We start from the raw sequence: 12,724 nt of genomic DNA on the forward strand, positions 1-12,724 counted from the left end.
CGTGACGATGACCGTGACCTTGTCGGGCCGCCCGGTGCGGCGCCAGGAAGACCTTTCCGCGACGACGCAATTGATCCTTTCGCTCATTCCCTCGGGCGCGGCCTGGCTGGAGTGGGCGATCAGCCCCGGCGCGCGGCGGTTCGACTATGTGGACGAGAGCGGACTGATCGCGGATCTCCAGTCGGGTCTTCATGGCGTCGGTCAGATCGTGCTGCCTGGGCTCGGCCTTGCGGTCAGCCCGCTGAAGCTGATGCAGATCAGCGCCGCCGACCTGAAGGTCCTGATCGCCGCCGAACAGACCGGGTCGGAACCCGACCTGGCCAAGGCGCGCAAGGTGCTGACGAAGACCGGCCTGCTGACCCTGGCGGACTATTGGACGGGCCGGGCCCTGCTGTCCGAGCTCGGCGTCGGCGACGCTTCGGTGTTCCAGTTCATGGACAGCCAGGGCCAGGCCGCGATCCTTGGACTGGTCGAGACGGTGCGGCGCGCTGGCCGGACCACCGCCCGGGAGGCGGCGCTGTTCGCCCTGGGCAAGGCCTGTTCGACGGTGGAGTTCGCCGACCATGTCGAGATCTATGTCGGTCTGGTGGTGCGGGCAGGGCAGACGGCGTCGAACTCCGAAGCGCGCGTCGCCCTGGTCGAGGATGCGTTGGCGACGCTGCGGCCCTGGCTGTTCGAGCGACTCGAAGGGCCGCTGATCGTCGGTCCGAAGGATCAGGTCACGGTCGCCCTGGCGCTTCGCAACTGGATCCTCTCGGGCAGGACCCTGGGCTTTGGCCGGTTATCCCTCGGGGCGCGTGAGATCGTCGCCTTCCAGGCGCAGGCGAACGCGGCCACGATCGTCGAGGCGGGGCGGGCCTTGGCCAAAGCCGTGGCGGTCCTGCTGGAAACCGTTCAGCTCCGCGGCGGCGTGGTGGAGCAGGACGGCGCCATGCGCTTCCGATTGCAGGATGACCGATACGTCGCGGAGGTCCGGCTCGACGCCGACGGCGCCCTGACCCTCGACCGCATCAGGGCCAAGGCCTAGTCGGCCGCGTCCACATAGGCTCTCACCCGCGCGAACAGCTCCTCGAACATCGGCGTCGTCAGGCGTCCGGTGTTCGTATTGAGCCGCGAGCAGTGATAGCTGTTGAAGATGCGGTAGGGGCCGGCTTGGAACTCCGAGCCGTGGCCGGGGATGCCGGCCGAGGCCTTCAGGCCCAGGGTCTTCAGCACATTGCGGCGAGAGACGTCGCCCAGCGTGACGATGGCCTTGAGGTTGGGGAACATGTCCAGCCGCGCCTTCAGGAAGGGACGGCAGGTGTTCTCCTCGGAGGTCTCGGGCTTGTTGCCGGGCGGGGCGCAGCGGACGGCGTTGGTCACCGCGCAGCCGACCAGCTTCAGCGAGTCGTCGATGCGCGCCTCGAACTTGCCGGTGGCGAAGCCGTACTTGAGCAGGGTGTCGTAGAGCAGGGTCCCGGCGTAGTCGCCGGTGAAGGGGCGGCCGGTGCGGTTGGCGCCCTTGCGGCCGGGCGCCAGGCCCACGACCAGCAGGCGCGCGTCCTTGTCGCCGAACGACGGGGCCGGGCCGTTGAAATAGTCCGGATAGAGCGCCTCGTTCTCGCGGCGATAGGCCACGAGGCGCGGGCACAGCGGGCAGTCGCGGGGCGGCTCGGCCGGGGAGGGGACGACCTCGCCGACGATGTTGGAGTGCTGCATGGCCTTTAAGTCTCAGTATTCGTCGTCGGCTTCGCGTTCGGCCGGGGTGCGGGCGTCGGCGGTGGTGTAGCGCTGTTGCGGCGCGCGTTGCGGGCGGCCGATGATGTTGCCCAGGTCGTTGAGGTCGACGAAGTTGTCGGCCTGGCGGCGCAGGTCGTCGCTGGTCATAGGCGGCTGGCTCTTCATCGTGGAGACCACGGTGACGCGGCGGCCCTTGCGCTGTACGGCCTCGACCAGGGCGCGGAAGTCGCCGTCGCCCGAGAACAGCACCAGGTGGTCGACCGTGTCGGCCATCTGCATCATGTCCACCGCGATCTCGATGTCCATGTCGCCGCGCCAGCGCTTGCGACCCTGGCTGTCGGTGTATTCGCGGGCCGGCTTGGTCACCAGGGTGAAGCCGTTGTAGTCGAGCCAGTCGACCAGCGGGCGGATCGGCGAATAGTCGTCGTTCTCGGCGATGGCGGTGTAGTAGTAGGCCCGCACCAGCAGGCCGCGCTTCTTGAATTCGTCGAGGAGCTTGCGGTAGTCGATGTCGAAGCCCAGCGCCTTGGCGGCGGAATAGAGATTGGCCCCGTCGATGAACAGCGCCAACCGCTCGGTCGGATAGAAGGTCACGGGTAAATCCTTGAAATATCGGCTTGATCGAAATGGTCTGGACGCGGCCGTGGTCGTCGCCCTCGGCTGCAATCTGCCTGGAGCCTATACGAGTCGCGAGGCCTTGTTGGAAGCGGCGGTTTCGGCGCTGGCCGGCGAGGGCATGGCGGTGGTCGCCCGTTCGGGCTGGTGGACCTCGGCCGCCTGGCCCGATCCGACCGGGCCGGCCTATCTGAACGGCGTGGCACTGGTGGAAACCGATCTTTCGCCCGCCAAGGCCTTGGCGGCCCTGCATCGCATCGAAGCCGAGTTCGGTCGCGCCCGGGCCGAGCGCAACGCCGCCCGCACGCTGGACCTTGATTTGATCGCCCACGGCCGGACGGTGACGGAAGGAAACCTTGTCCTGCCGCATCCGCGCGCCCATGAGCGGCTGTTCGTCATGGGGCCGCTGGCGGAGGTGGCGCCCGGGTGGGTTCACCCGGTGCTGGGGCGAAGTGCGGTTGAATTGGCGGCGGAGGCGACGGTGGGGGCTGACGCGCGGCCGTCCCCCAATCCGTAAAATCCCCACGAAAGCGGGGATTTTACGGGGAGAGGTACAGATCACCACGCATAGCCGTGCAGTCGGATCTCCCGCGCGAAGATCTTCTCGATCCGCACGGCCTGGCGCAGGCTGAGCACCTCGCGGTAGGAGCGCCGATCCGGACGCCAGCCGCTCTTGGCCTTCACCGGCAGGCGGCCCGACCACGGCACGCCCAGTTTCTCGAACACGTCGCCCAGTTCGCGGTCGAGGCGCTCGTAGCGCAGCACGCGGTCGACCAGGGGCTTGCCGGAAAGGCGGCTGGCGTAGAGCGGCAGGTTCAGGGCGTAGTCGCCGGCGGCCAGGTAGCGGTCCAGGCAAAGCTCGCGATCGCCGCCATGGGAGGCCGAGTTCCGCTTCATGAAGTAGTGCGACAGCGTCTTGTCCCACGGATTCCGCTCCACGCAGAAGGTGAAGTAGTCGCGCCAGAGGTCGGGAACCTTGGCGGCGACCTGGGCCGCCGACATGTGGTTGGTGAAGCCGGCGGCGTTGCGCGGCTGGTGGCCGGGTTCGGGCGGATGGACGGGGGTGACGACGTCTTCCGGGCCGCACAGGCTCGACAGATAGGCCTCGATGCTGGTGCCGGCGGTCTTGCGGGTCTTGATGAAGATGAAGCGGTGGCGGTGCGAAATGATCATGGCGACAGGGTCGGCGAACGCTGTTGCGGCCGATTTTCGGGATTCTGGACCTTGTCGCGCCCCTGTATCGAAGCGACTTCCCGATCGTGACCGTTGTTGCGACTGGACTTTGCGCCGGGGAGGAGGCATACACGCCGCCTCGCGAAAGCTGGGTTACAGCCGAAGCGGCGTTGCGTGACGCCGCACGGAGCCCTATTTTGCAAGAGCCAACGCTCAGCCCGAGGAATTCATGGCCCGCGTCACCGTCGAAGATTGCGTCGAGAAGGTTCCGAACCGCTTCGCGCTCGTCCTGCTGTCGGCGCACCGCGCCCGCGGCATCTCGGCCGGTGCGGCCCTCATGGTCGATCGCGACAACGACAAGAACCCGGTCGTCGCCCTGCGCGAGATCGCTGACGACGTGATCGATCACGAGGGGCTCAAGGAGCACCTGATCACCACGCTGCAGCGCGTCGACGAGCACTCGGAAGCCGAGGAAGAGGCCGAAACCCTCGCCCTGCTGGCCGATCCGACCCACATGCAGATGAGCGAACTGGAACTCGTTCGCGCGCTGCAAAGCGACCGCGACGGCGGTCAGGAGGAGCGGTACTGAGCCCCGACGGCGCAGACCCTCTGATCATTGAAGCGGCGCCCGCCGCCGCTACGCCCGAACGCGCGCCCGAATTCTTTCCTTTGCTTGGAGGGGAATCGGGCGCGTCTTCGTCTGAGCCCGTCGTCGAACCGACGGTCGAGGCTCCGCCGGCCCCCAAGCCGCGCAAGTTCCTTCGCCAGTACGAGTTGATCGAGCGGGTCCACGCCTACGACCCGACGGCCGACGAGGCCCTGCTCAACCGCGCCTACGTCTTCGCCATGCGCATGCACGGCAGCCAGACGCGCGCCAGCGGCGATCCCTACTACGCCCACCCGATCGAGGTGGCGGGCATCCTCACCGAGTACCGGCTCGACACCGCGACCATCGTCACGGCGCTGCTGCACGACGTGATCGAGGACACCCCGGTCACCAAGGAGGAGATCGGCAAGCTGTTCGGCGAGGAGATCGCCGAGCTGGTCGAAGGCGTCACCAAGCTTTCCAAGCTGGAACTCCAGGCCGAGCACACCCGCCAGGCCGAGAACCTGCGCAAGTTCATCCTGGCCATCTCCAAGGACGTCCGCGTCCTGCTGGTCAAGCTGGCCGACCGTCTGCACAACATGCGGACGCTGCACTTCATCAAGGCCCAGGCCAAGCGCGAGCGCATCGCCCGCGAGACGCGCGACATCTACGCGCCCCTGGCCCGCAACATCGGCTGCCACCGGATTTGTACGGAGCTGGAGGAGCTTTCCTTCCAGCACACCAACCCGGTCGCCCGCGACGCCATCGTCCGCCGGCTGGAAAAGCTGCGCGAAGAGCAGGGCGGGGCGGTCCAGCTGGTCAGCCAGGAGATCCAGGCCCGCCTGGAGTCGGCCGGCTTGCCGGCCCGCGTCTTCGGTCGCGAAAAGGCGCCCTATTCGATCTGGCGCAAGCTGCAGCGCAAATCGATCGGCTTCTCGCAGATGTCGGACATCTACGCCTTCCGCGTGATCGTCGACAGCGAGGAAGACTGCTACCGCGCGCTCGGCGTCGTCCATCGCGCCTGGTCCAGCGTGCCCGACCGCTTCAAGGACTTCATCTCGACGCCCAAGCGCAACAACTACCGTTCGCTGCACACGACGGTGGTCGGCCCGCGCGGCATGCGCATCGAGATGCAGATCCGCACCGAGTCGATGGACCGGGTGAACGAAGAGGGCGTGGCCGCTCACTTCCGCTACAAGGACGCCTCCTACGGCCTCGACCTGGAAGGCATGGAAGCCGCTGGCGGCCGCGATCCGCTGGCCAACCTGCGCCAGCTGGTCCAAGTGCTGGAGCACGGCGGCGACAGCGAGGAACTGGTCGAGCACGCCAAGCTCGAGATGTTCCTCGACCAGGTGTTCGTCTTCACCCCCAAGGGCAAGCTGGTCAGCCTGCCGCGGGGCGCGATGCCGCTGGACTTCGCCTATGCCGTCCACACCAGCGTCGGCGACACCTGCATCGGCGTGAAGATCAACGGCGAGCTGAAACCGCTGCGCACCATCCTGACCAACGGCGACGTGGTCGAGGTGATCCGGGGCTCCAAGCCCGTGGTGCCGCCGGACTGGCGCTCGTTGACGGTGACCGGCCGGGCGCGTTCCGCCATCCGCCGCCATATCCGCCAGACCGAGAAGGAAGAGTTCCTGCGCCTGGGCCGGGCCTCGGTGGAGCAGATCTTCGAGCGCGCCGGCAAGAGCCTGAAGGACGTGTCGCTGCGGCCGATCCTCGAACGGTTCGTGCTGGAGAGCGAGGAGAGCCTGTTCGACGCCGTCGGCCGCGGGCGGGTGACGCCGAGCCAGGTGCTGGAGACGGCGTTCCCCGGCATGAAGGACGCCGAGCGCGAGGCGGCCACGGCCCGTCGCAAGATCGAGGGCGGCAAGGGCGCGCGGCTCTATGTGCGCGGCGGTGGGCTGACGCCCGGCGTCTCGCTGCACTTCGCCCACTGCTGCAGCCCGGTGCCGGGCGACCGCATCGTCGGCATCCTGCGGGAAGACGGTGAGGGCCTCGACGTCCACACCATCGACTGCCCGAAGCTGGCCGAGTTCGAGGAGCGCGAGGACCTCTGGCGCGACCTCAACTGGACGCCGGAAGCCGAGCGCGACACCGTCTCGCTGGCCCGCCTGCACGCCACCATCGGCAATGCGCCGGGCGTGCTGGGGCAGGTCTGCACGATCATCGGCGAGGCGGGCGGCAACATCGTCAATCTGCGCATGCACCACCGGCAGAGCGACTTCTTCGACACCGACATCGACGTCGAGGTGCGCGACGCCAAGCACCTGACCAACATCTCGGCGGCGCTGCGCACCTGCCCGTCGGTCGAGACGGTGGACCGGACGCGGGGCTGACCCCGCGTCCGTCGCCGCGCGTCAGGCGGCCGCCTTCACCGGCTGCTCGATCCAGAGACCAAAGCCCACGGCCAGGCGGTTCCAGCCGTTGATGACGTTGATCATCAGGGTCAGCTTGACCTGCTCTTCATCGCTGAACTGAGCCGCGAGATCGGCGTGGGCGGCTTCCTGGGCGTGGCCTTCGGACAGGCGCGTCAGGGCCTCGGTCCAGGCCAGGGCGGCGCGTTCGCGGGGCGTGTAGCAGGGGGCCTCGCGCCAGGCCGACAGCAGGTAGATGCGCTGCTCGGTCTCGCCCTGGGCGCGGGCTTCGGCCGTGTGCATGTTGATGCAGTTGGCGCAGGCGTTGATCTGCGAGGCGCGGATCTTGACCAGTTCGACCAGGCTGGGCTCCAGGCTGGCGGCGATGGCGGTCGAGGCGGCGAACCACGACTTCATCACGGCGGGAGCGACGGCGAAGGGATCGAGCTTGGCGGTCATGGCGGGTCTCCTTTGAGAGGGTTGCGCCGTCATGACGAGGTGAAGGCCGCGCATGTGACGCGGCTCGCGAAATAATTTCAGGTCGAGCCGTGCAGCGCCGCCGCCGCGTCCCGCGTCGCCTGGGTCAGGGGCGAGGGCAGGGCGTCGAGGGCGAACCAGCCCCAGTCGGCGATGGCGTCGGGCTCCTGGATCGCCGGTTCGCCCACGCAGCCGTCGGCGCGATAGGTGACGGCCAGCCAGTGGCTGTCGGCGGTGATCATGTCGGTGACGGCCAGCACCGGGCCGGCGACGACCTCGATCCCCAGCTCCTCGCGGATCTCGCGCTCGGCGCAGGCGCGGCCGGGCTCGCCCCAGTCGAGCTTGCCGCCCGGCTGGCCCCAATGGCCGGCCTCGGGCTCGCGGCGGCGTCGGACCAGCAGGATGCGGCCCTGGGCGTCGAGAATGGCCGCGCCGCAGCCGACGCGGGGGCGGAGAGGGGAGTCGCTCATGGCGCTGTCCTACGCCCCTTCGTCGATGGTTTGTAGACTCGCCGCGCTGGCCTTATATCCACGGCTCATGACCAACGACGACGTCCTCGAAGAATTCCGCGCCGCCGGCGCCCTGCGCGAAGGCCACTTCGTGCTGTCCAGCGGCCTGCACAGCCCGGTCTTCCTGCAGAAGAACCTGGTGTTCATGCGGCCCGAGCGCTGCGAGCGCCTCTGCAAGGCCCTGGCCGACAAGATCGTCGCCACGGTGGGCCATGTGGACGTCGCCGTGTCGCCGGCCGTCGGCGGCATCATCCCCGGCTACGAGACCGCCCGCCACCTGAACGTGCCGTCGATCTATGTCGAGCGCGAGGGCGGCGGCTTCAAGTTCCGCCGCGGCTTCCACCTGGAGCCGGGCCAGAAGGTCGTGATGGTCGAGGACATCGTCACCACCGGCCTGTCGTCGCGCGAATGCATCCAGGCGATCAAGGACGCCGGCGGCGACGTGGTGGCCGCGGCCTGCATCGTCGACCGCTCGGGCGGCAAGGTCGATGTCGGCGTGCCGCTGATCGCCCTGGCCAGCCTGGACGTGCCGGCCTATCCCGCCGACGCCCTGCCGCCCGAACTGGCCGCGATCCCGATCGAGGATCCGGGCAGCCGCCGGCTGAAGGGCTGAGCCCCATGCTGCGGCTCGGCGTCAACATCGACCACGTGGCCACGATCCGCAATGCGCGCGGGTCGAGCTATCCGGAACCGGTGCGGGCCGCCGAGCTGGCGCTCGCGGCGGGCGCCGACGGCATCACCGCGCACCTGCGCGAGGACCGCCGCCACATCAGCGACGCCGACATCGTCGTGCTGACCGACCTCTGTCTCAAGCGCGGCAAGCCGCTGAACTTCGAGATGGCGGTCACCGACGAGATGGTCGGCATCGCGATCGGCGCCCGGCCGCACGCCGCCTGCCTGGTGCCCGAGCGGCGCGAGGAGGTGACCACCGAAGGCGGTCTCGACGTGGTCAAGGGCGCCAACCGCATCGCCGACGCCACCGGCCGGCTGCGCACCGTCGGCGCGCGGGTCTCGCTGTTCATCGAGCCCGACCCCGCCCAGATCCAGGCTTCCGCCGACGCCGGCGCCCAGGTCGTGGAGCTGCACACCGGCGCCTATTGCGACGCCGCCCGCGCCGGCGAGACCGAGCGGGCCGCCGCCATCCTGGAACGCCTGAAAGCGGGCGCTGCCCTGGCCGCCTCGCTGGGGCTGGAGGTCCACGCCGGCCACGGCATCGACTACGCCACGGTCAAGCCGATCGCAGCCATCCCGCAGATCGTCGAGCTGAACATCGGCCACTTCCTGATCGGCGAGGCGATCTTCGTCGGCCTGCCGCAGGCCATACTGCGCATGCGGACCTTGATGGACGCCGCAAGGCTGGAGGCCGCGGCGTGATCATCGGGATCGGCTCGGACCTCAGCGACATCCGCCGGATCGAGAAATCCCTCGAACGCTTCGGCGAGCGCTTTACGAACAAGGTCTTCACCGAGATCGAGCGCAAGCGGTCCGAGCGCAAGCCCGACCGCGCCTCCAGCTACGCCAAGCGCTTCGCCGCCAAGGAGGCCTGCTCCAAGGCCCTCGGCACCGGTCTGAAGCAGGGCGTGCACCTAGCCGACATGGGCGTGGTCAACCTGCCGTCGGGCAAGCCGACCATGGCCCTGACCGGCGGGGCGGCGGCCAAGCTGGCGCAGCTGGTGCCGGAGGGCATGGTCCCGGTGATCCACCTGTCGCTGACCGACGACCACCCCTACGCCCAGGCCTTCGTGATCATCGAGGCTCTGCCGGCGTCCTGACGGCGCGCGGCTTGCAGTGATTCCCTCTCCGAGCCGGCCATTGCGCCGTTTCGGAACGGGGGACTGCAACATGACCATCTGGACCGACGAAGACGTCGAACCCAAGCGTTCCAATCTGGCGCCCTGGCAGCAGAGGCCGTTCGCCTGGTTGGCTATCGGCTGGGGTTTCCTGGCGCTGGTGCTGGTGGCGATTTTGGCGACCTTAGCGGTCTGATTTCGCCGAGGATCGTCCTTCTTCCGTAAAATCCCCGCGAAAGCGGGACCCAGGCTTTTCCTGAAAACCCATGGCGCTCGACGATAAAACACCTGGGCCCCCGCTTTCGCGGGGGTTTTACGGGTGAGGGCTGATCGTTTCAGCTCGCCGGAGCTGCCTCGCGGCGATACCGCGCGCTGCGGCCGTCGGAGGTGATCGCCTCGAAGGCCGTCACCGCGCCCTTGGCGTCGCGTTCGAACACGACACGGCGGCTGGGCTCGTCCAGAACGGTGAAGCTCTCGCCGCCCAGCGGCAGCAGCACGGTGACCGGACGTTTGCCGCGCTTCATGCCGATGCGGCCGTCGAGTTGAACGATGTCGATGCCGCCGTAGCCGCCGACATAGTCGGCGAGGGGCTTGGCGGCGGGGGGCGAGGCCTCCGCGCGGATCGCCTCCAGCGCCCAGCGGGCGTCCTGGGCGTCGGGGCCGGCGGCGGTCTTCAGCACCGTCTCCAGCGCCAGGGCGCGGGCGGTCTCCAGCGCCTTGGCGGGGACGACCGCGACGTCGGGCTGCACGCCGTCGCCTTCCCAGTTGGTCTTGGTGATCGGGCTGATCGGCGAGCCATTGGACACGAAGACCGCGAAGCCGCCCGCCACCGGCACGGGGCCGCCGGGATTGGCCGCGCCGGCGCTGGCCTCGCCGACGATCACCGCGCGCTTGGCGTTCTTCAGGGTGTAGGCGAAGGCCTCGGCCGCCGAGCCGGTGCGCGGGCTGACGAGCAGATAGAGCGGCACGTCGAGGCGCGGGGCGGCGTACCAGTCGGTCGGGGCCTCGCTGGCCGTGCCCTCGCGGTACTTGAAGGTGTTGTAGATGTCGGCGCCCTTGGGCGTGAAGGCGCTGGAGAGATAGCCGACCATGGCCGGCGAACCGCCGCCGTTGTCGCGCAGGTCGATGATCACCGCGTCGGCGTTGGCCACCGTCTGCAACGCCGCCTCGATGGTCTTGCGGGCCGGGGCGTCGGGCTGGCCGAACTCGAAGTCGGCGAACATCCGCAGGTCGATATAGCCGAGATTGCCGCCCAGGATCTCGACCCGGCGCACGCCGTAGTTGGCGCGGCGGAAGGGATCGCGCTCGGCGTTGGCCGGTCCGGCGGGCGCCAGGCGAGGCGCGGGGCCGACGCCCGCGCTTGGGCCGGCGCCCTGCGGCGGCGGGCCGTCGGCCGAGGGCGGCGACCAGGAGACGCTGAAGTGGTGGTCCAGGGGCCGCAGGCGCTCGGTGAGCGTGGTGGCCAGATCGCGCGGGTCGGTCAGGCGGTCGTAGGCGCCCTTTTCGGTCTCGGCGCGCAACTGAGCCGCGACGGCCGCGCCCTTGGCGGCGTCGTAGTAGTTGTCGGCGATGGCCTTGGCGACGCCGTCGACCACGGGACGTGGCGCGACCTGCGCGGCCTGGACGACCGAGACGGCGCAGAGGCCGGCGGCGAGGGCGAGAAGCGGGATGGACGGGCGCATGGCGGATCCCCTGACGAACCGCGCCGGAGAACATCATTCGCCGACGGGCGCGGCCAATGAATAATCTTTAAGGCGACCATCGTTCGGTTCGCCCAATCGTCGCCATGAAGCGTCACTATCGCGCCGATGCTTGCTCGCGGCGGCAACCGCGTCTAGCAAGACCTGTCGGGCTCGCCCGACCCCCATTCGCAAAGAGCCCCGCCGCGCATGACCGAAGCCGTCGAGACCACGCCCCCCGAAGAAGAGAAGGGCGGCGCCGTCAACGAATTCATCGAGATCATCAAGACCGTGGCCTACGCCCTGGGCATCGCCCTGGTGCTGCGGGTTCTGCTGTTCCAGCCGTTCACGATCCCGTCGGCCTCGATGGAGCCCAACCTCTATCAAGGCGACTACATCATCGTCTCGAAGTTCTCGTACGGCTATTCGAAGCACTCGATCCCGTTCAGCCCGCCGCTGTTCAAGGGCCGCATCCTGGGCTCGACGCCCAAGCGGGGCGACATCGTCGTCTTCAAGCTGCCGCGCGACGGCCACGTCGACTACATCAAGCGCCTGGTGGGCCTGCCCGGCGACCGCATCCAGGTTCGCGGCGGCGCGCTCTACATCAACGACAAGCCGGTCAAGCGCCAGGAACTGGCCGACGTGCTGGTCGACAGCGGTTACGGCTTCACCCAGCCGATGAAGCGCATCCAGGAAACCACGCCGGAAGGCCGCACCTACCTGACCCAGGCCGACGCCGGTCCGGACACCCAGGGCGACAACACCGGGGTCTATGTCGTTCCCGAGAACTGCTACTTCTTCATGGGCGACAACCGCGACAACTCGGCCGACAGCCGCTTCAACCCGGGCATCTCGCCGTTCAAGACGGACGCCGGGACCTGCAAGTGGAACTACGAGAACGACCAGTACACGGGCGACTCGATCGGCGTGGGCTTCGTTCCGGCCGAGAACCTGGTCGGCAAGGCCCAGATCATCCTGCTGTCGTGGAACGCCGACGCGCACCTCTTCAAGCCCTGGACCTGGTTCCTGGACGCCCGTCCGAGCCGCTTCTTCCGCGTGCTGAAGTAACATCATGGCCGTGAAGGACAGACGGGTCGCCGCCGTCGGCGACCTGGAGCGCCGGATCGGTCATCGGTTCGAAGACCGCGAACTGCTCGAGCGGGCCCTGACCCACGCCAGCGTCGGCGACGGCGCCAAGGCCAAGGTCCGCGACAACGAGGTGCTGGAGTTCATCGGCGACCGGGTGCTCGGGCTCCTGGCCGCCGAGGCCCTGGCCGAGCGCTTCCCCAAGGCCAAGGAGGGCGAGCTCGCCCCGCGCCTGAACGCCCTGGTCAGCCGCGAGACCTGCGCCCGGGTGGCCAAGGGCGCCGACCTTGGTCCGGCCCTGCGCCTGTCGGCCTCGTCCAGCAAGATCGGCGGCCGCGAGACGGAATCGATCCTGGCCGGCGCCTGCGAGGCCTTGATGGCCGCGCTCTACCAGGACGGTGGGCTGGAACTGGCTCGCAAGGTGTTCCTCGACCTGTGGTCCGAGGAGTTCGACCGGGCGGGGCAGGGGCGTCCGCGTGATCCCAAGACGGCCCTGCAGGAATGGGCGCAGGGCAAGGGCAAGCCGCTGCCGACCTACCGCGTGCTCGAGCGCACCGGCCCCGACCACGCGCCGGTGTTCACCGTCGAGGTCCTGGTCAAGGACGTCGATCCCGCCATCGCCAAGGGCAAGTCGAGGCAGGAGGCCGAGAAGGCCGCCGCCAAGGCGCTGCTGGAGCAGGTGGGAGCGGGGTGAGACCTCCTCACCCTTCCCTCCGATGGGGAAGGGCCGGGG

The 12,724-nt window shown here is 68.8% G+C and carries 16 protein-coding genes; 10 read left to right on the forward strand and 6 right to left on the reverse strand.

Annotated features, from left to right (window positions below):
* Positions 1 to 7 precede the first annotated feature (7 nt).
* Positions 8 to 1,027, forward strand: a complete 1,020-nt coding sequence (locus tag AC1RRS_RS16545; protein WP_492856064.1) for a hypothetical protein — start codon at positions 8 to 10, stop codon at positions 1,025 to 1,027.
* Here AC1RRS_RS16545 and AC1RRS_RS16550 read toward each other — a convergent pair.
* Complete coding sequence (locus AC1RRS_RS16550; RefSeq protein ID WP_492856065.1) at positions 1,024 to 1,698, reverse strand: uracil-DNA glycosylase; 675 nt, start codon at positions 1,696 to 1,698, stop codon at positions 1,024 to 1,026. The two genes, AC1RRS_RS16545 and AC1RRS_RS16550, sit on opposite strands and share 4 nt — an antisense overlap.
* 12 nt (positions 1,699 to 1,710) lie before the next feature.
* Positions 1,711 to 2,313, reverse strand: coding sequence for a LabA-like NYN domain-containing protein (locus AC1RRS_RS16555; RefSeq protein ID WP_110121965.1), 603 nt, complete (start codon positions 2,311 to 2,313; stop codon positions 1,711 to 1,713).
* Positions 2,314 to 2,323: 10 nt separating this feature from the next.
* On the opposite strand from AC1RRS_RS16555, the gene folK reads away from it, so the two are divergent.
* Entirely contained in the window at positions 2,324 to 2,851 is a 528-nt protein-coding gene (gene folK, locus AC1RRS_RS16560) for a 2-amino-4-hydroxy-6-hydroxymethyldihydropteridine diphosphokinase (RefSeq protein WP_492856066.1), read from the forward strand.
* Between the two features lie 41 nt (positions 2,852 to 2,892).
* Here folK and AC1RRS_RS16565 read toward each other — a convergent pair whose 3' ends face one another.
* On the reverse strand, positions 2,893 to 3,507 hold the full coding sequence (locus AC1RRS_RS16565; RefSeq protein ID WP_492856067.1) for a sulfotransferase family 2 domain-containing protein: 615 nt from the start codon (positions 3,505 to 3,507) through the stop codon (positions 2,893 to 2,895).
* A 229-nt stretch (positions 3,508 to 3,736) separates the two neighbouring features.
* Here AC1RRS_RS16565 and rpoZ point away from each other — a divergent pair, with 229 nt between their 5' ends.
* Positions 3,737 to 4,096 (forward strand): DNA-directed RNA polymerase subunit omega, encoded by a 360-nt coding sequence (gene rpoZ, locus AC1RRS_RS16570; protein WP_058350513.1) that lies wholly within the window; start codon positions 3,737 to 3,739, stop codon positions 4,094 to 4,096.
* A gap of 80 nt (positions 4,097 to 4,176) precedes the next feature.
* Positions 4,177 to 6,432: a RelA/SpoT family protein gene (locus tag AC1RRS_RS16575; protein WP_492856068.1), complete on the forward strand. Its 2,256-nt coding sequence runs from the start codon at positions 4,177 to 4,179 to the stop codon at positions 6,430 to 6,432.
* Between the two features lie 21 nt (positions 6,433 to 6,453).
* Here the strand turns inward: AC1RRS_RS16575 and AC1RRS_RS16580 are convergent, their stop codons facing one another.
* Both AC1RRS_RS16580 and AC1RRS_RS16585 read right to left on the reverse strand, forming a co-directional pair.
* Positions 6,454 to 6,909: a carboxymuconolactone decarboxylase family protein gene (locus AC1RRS_RS16580; protein ID WP_492856069.1), complete on the reverse strand. Its 456-nt coding sequence runs from the start codon at positions 6,907 to 6,909 to the stop codon at positions 6,454 to 6,456.
* 77 nt (positions 6,910 to 6,986) lie between these two features.
* On the reverse strand, positions 6,987 to 7,397 hold the full coding sequence (locus AC1RRS_RS16585) for an NUDIX domain-containing protein (protein ID WP_492856070.1): 411 nt from the start codon (positions 7,395 to 7,397) through the stop codon (positions 6,987 to 6,989).
* A gap of 67 nt (positions 7,398 to 7,464) precedes the next feature.
* Here AC1RRS_RS16585 and pyrE point away from each other — a divergent pair, with 67 nt between their 5' ends.
* The 4 genes from pyrE (at position 7,465) to AC1RRS_RS16605 (ending at position 9,422) form a co-directional block, all read left to right on the forward strand.
* Positions 7,465 to 8,049 carry an orotate phosphoribosyltransferase gene (pyrE, locus tag AC1RRS_RS16590; protein ID WP_492856071.1) on the forward strand — a complete coding sequence of 195 codons (585 nt, stop codon included), beginning with the start codon at positions 7,465 to 7,467 and terminating at the stop codon, positions 8,047 to 8,049.
* A gap of 5 nt (positions 8,050 to 8,054) precedes the next feature.
* On the forward strand, positions 8,055 to 8,810 hold the full coding sequence (locus AC1RRS_RS16595; protein ID WP_492856072.1) for a pyridoxine 5'-phosphate synthase: 756 nt from the start codon (positions 8,055 to 8,057) through the stop codon (positions 8,808 to 8,810).
* On the forward strand, positions 8,807 to 9,208 hold the full coding sequence (gene acpS, locus AC1RRS_RS16600; protein WP_492856073.1) for a holo-ACP synthase: 402 nt from the start codon (positions 8,807 to 8,809) through the stop codon (positions 9,206 to 9,208). Before AC1RRS_RS16595 ends, acpS begins: the two co-directional genes overlap by 4 nt.
* Before the next feature lie 70 nt (positions 9,209 to 9,278).
* On the forward strand, positions 9,279 to 9,422 hold the full coding sequence (locus AC1RRS_RS16605; RefSeq protein WP_492856074.1) for a hypothetical protein: 144 nt from the start codon (positions 9,279 to 9,281) through the stop codon (positions 9,420 to 9,422).
* Positions 9,423 to 9,561: 139 nt separating this feature from the next.
* Here AC1RRS_RS16605 and AC1RRS_RS16610 read toward each other — a convergent pair whose 3' ends face one another.
* Positions 9,562 to 10,908, reverse strand: coding sequence for a S41 family peptidase (locus tag AC1RRS_RS16610; protein WP_492856075.1), 1,347 nt, complete (start codon positions 10,906 to 10,908; stop codon positions 9,562 to 9,564).
* 207 nt (positions 10,909 to 11,115) lie between these two features.
* On the opposite strand from AC1RRS_RS16610, the gene lepB reads away from it, so the two are divergent.
* A complete protein-coding gene (gene lepB, locus AC1RRS_RS16615) occupies positions 11,116 to 11,973 on the forward strand; it encodes a signal peptidase I (protein WP_492856076.1) in 858 nt (285 codons plus the stop codon).
* 4 nt (positions 11,974 to 11,977) lie between these two features.
* Entirely contained in the window at positions 11,978 to 12,685 is a 708-nt protein-coding gene (rnc, locus tag AC1RRS_RS16620; RefSeq protein WP_487288204.1) for a ribonuclease III, read from the forward strand.
* The last annotated feature ends 39 nt before the right edge of the window (positions 12,686 to 12,724 follow it).

The sequence above is a fragment of the Caulobacter sp. GW821-FHT12A07 genome, assembly GCF_058807655.1.

Coding starts and splice junctions, on each gene's coding strand:
- rpoZ (WP_058350513.1), top strand. CDS start 3,737: ATGGCCCGCGTCACCGTCGAAGATTGCGTCGAGAAGGTTCCGAACCGC.
- rnc (WP_487288204.1), top strand. CDS start 11,978: ATGGCCGTGAAGGACAGACGGGTCGCCGCCGTCGGCGACCTGGAGCGC.
- AC1RRS_RS16610 (WP_492856075.1), bottom strand. CDS start 10,908: ATGCGCCCGTCCATCCCGCTTCTCGCCCTCGCCGCCGGCCTCTGCGCC.
- AC1RRS_RS16565 (WP_492856067.1), bottom strand. CDS start 3,507: ATGATCATTTCGCACCGCCACCGCTTCATCTTCATCAAGACCCGCAAG.
- pyrE (WP_492856071.1), top strand. CDS start 7,465: ATGACCAACGACGACGTCCTCGAAGAATTCCGCGCCGCCGGCGCCCTG.
- AC1RRS_RS16595 (WP_492856072.1), top strand. CDS start 8,055: ATGCTGCGGCTCGGCGTCAACATCGACCACGTGGCCACGATCCGCAAT.
- AC1RRS_RS16550 (WP_492856065.1), bottom strand. CDS start 1,698: ATGCAGCACTCCAACATCGTCGGCGAGGTCGTCCCCTCCCCGGCCGAG.
- AC1RRS_RS16585 (WP_492856070.1), bottom strand. CDS start 7,397: ATGAGCGACTCCCCTCTCCGCCCCCGCGTCGGCTGCGGCGCGGCCATT.
- AC1RRS_RS16605 (WP_492856074.1), top strand. CDS start 9,279: ATGACCATCTGGACCGACGAAGACGTCGAACCCAAGCGTTCCAATCTG.
- lepB (WP_492856076.1), top strand. CDS start 11,116: ATGACCGAAGCCGTCGAGACCACGCCCCCCGAAGAAGAGAAGGGCGGC.
- AC1RRS_RS16580 (WP_492856069.1), bottom strand. CDS start 6,909: ATGACCGCCAAGCTCGATCCCTTCGCCGTCGCTCCCGCCGTGATGAAG.
- AC1RRS_RS16545 (WP_492856064.1), top strand. CDS start 8: ATGACCGTGACCTTGTCGGGCCGCCCGGTGCGGCGCCAGGAAGACCTT.